This window comes from Massilia mucilaginosa (assembly GCF_011682145.1).
Lineage (GTDB): Bacteria > Pseudomonadota > Gammaproteobacteria > Burkholderiales > Burkholderiaceae_D > Telluria_A > Telluria_A mucilaginosa.
This window is the reverse complement of record NZ_WHJH01000149.1, coordinates 1-1,414: the sequence shown is the minus strand read 5'-3', so window position 1 is coordinate 1,414 and position 1,414 is coordinate 1. Positions and strand designations below refer to the sequence as shown.

Below are 1,414 nucleotides of genomic sequence, written 5' to 3'. Positions count from 1 at the left end.
AAAAGAGCCGTACCCCGCACCCTACGCGCATAGCCAGGGTTGGGGACGGCTTTTTTCATTCATTACAGAAGCAATCGGTTAGCACATAGCTGATGAGGCTGTGTCCGAATGTCAGACCTGGCACCGTTACCGGCAGTTACGTTAAATCCGGAACGTGACTCGGTGGTGAGCCTGGCCGCAAACAGGCAAGATAAGCTTCAAAAAGCTGCATGAGTCGGGCGACAACTACCTTGACATTCACCGGCACCAATGTCCTCTCGCTTACAACATCCAAGACTTATCAGGATTTTGAAAGAACGCGTCCTGATAACTTGAAATCGCGTTCAACATAAACGAAGTGAACGACTCACTCACAACGCCAGGAACAGTATCGCCATCATTCAAGACATATATGTTCGCATCATCACTCCCACACAGAAAATAGTGAAAGGATCCCCCTTGGTACGCAGAGAAGAAGAATGCGCTGGCAGGAGGCCTATAGTCAATCCCAAATTCGTCCGCGATTTCGTAAAACTCCTTGTTCAAACTGAGGAAATTCGGGTAAAGAATATCAATATCCCTACCGAACAACCCCGCGTAGCGGCCACATTGCGACAGAAATTTCCTGTAATCACTTGGCAACGAAATCGAGCGAGCTTGCTCTATACCGCCTATTTCATCGTCCGACAACCCGAGTATTTCGGATTCATCAGCCAAGCCGGCGCCCGTAAGCCATTCAATAAATATTTTCATAGATGTCACCTGATTATTTAAAACGCGGTTTGCTAACGTTCGGACCGGTATGTATGTCTACCTTGACATTCGGGAACATGGTTTCGAACTGCCGCAGCCCTCCATTGCATGACGGGCATATTTTCAATTCAGACATAAGATTCATGTGTCCACGCACATCCTGAACAACGGCAAGTCCATTGGGATTATGTTGACGTGCAAAAGACTCAAATATCTTCATTTCACTGTCCAAAGCTCTATTATGGTGAGCTGGAGTGGAAAAGGTTGAGAAAAAACGTTCCTGAGGCATTCCGACTGTGCCAACAGGCGAGTGGGTATTACTTAGCGCTGCCAGAGTACCTTGATGACTTTCGATCGAATAATCCGCGACCGCCAAGTTTCGTTGTCGACTTCCGTTTGATGTGAGCCCTAAGCGTAGTCTCTCATCGACAAGTCTCGAAACAGTTCCATGAACCTCAAAATTACTCGACGCATTGCCCGCCCTTGTTGCTTCTATATTGTGCAACACGCGCACTCGCTGTGCGGTACCAACTTCAAGGCCCGCGATCGTATTTGCCCCGTTAACAAAGTTAGCGAGTTTAGCGTCATACGCACTCGCACCCAATTTCTGACTAAATTGCCCGGAGAGGGATGCAAATTCAGCTTCAATAGCACTATACGCACCCAATCGATATACTGAGGC

2 protein-coding genes are annotated in these 1,414 nt (G+C 47.8%); both read right to left on the bottom strand.

The window, feature by feature from the left end:
- Positions 1-261: 261 nt before the first annotated feature.
- Positions 262-732, bottom strand: coding sequence for an SMI1/KNR4 family protein (locus tag F2P45_RS34190; protein ID WP_166882655.1), 471 nt, complete (start codon positions 730-732; stop codon positions 262-264).
- A 13-nt stretch (positions 733-745) separates the two neighbouring features.
- A partial coding sequence (locus F2P45_RS34185; RefSeq protein ID WP_166882654.1) for a deaminase domain-containing protein occupies positions 746-1,414 on the bottom strand: 669 nt, incomplete at its 5' end.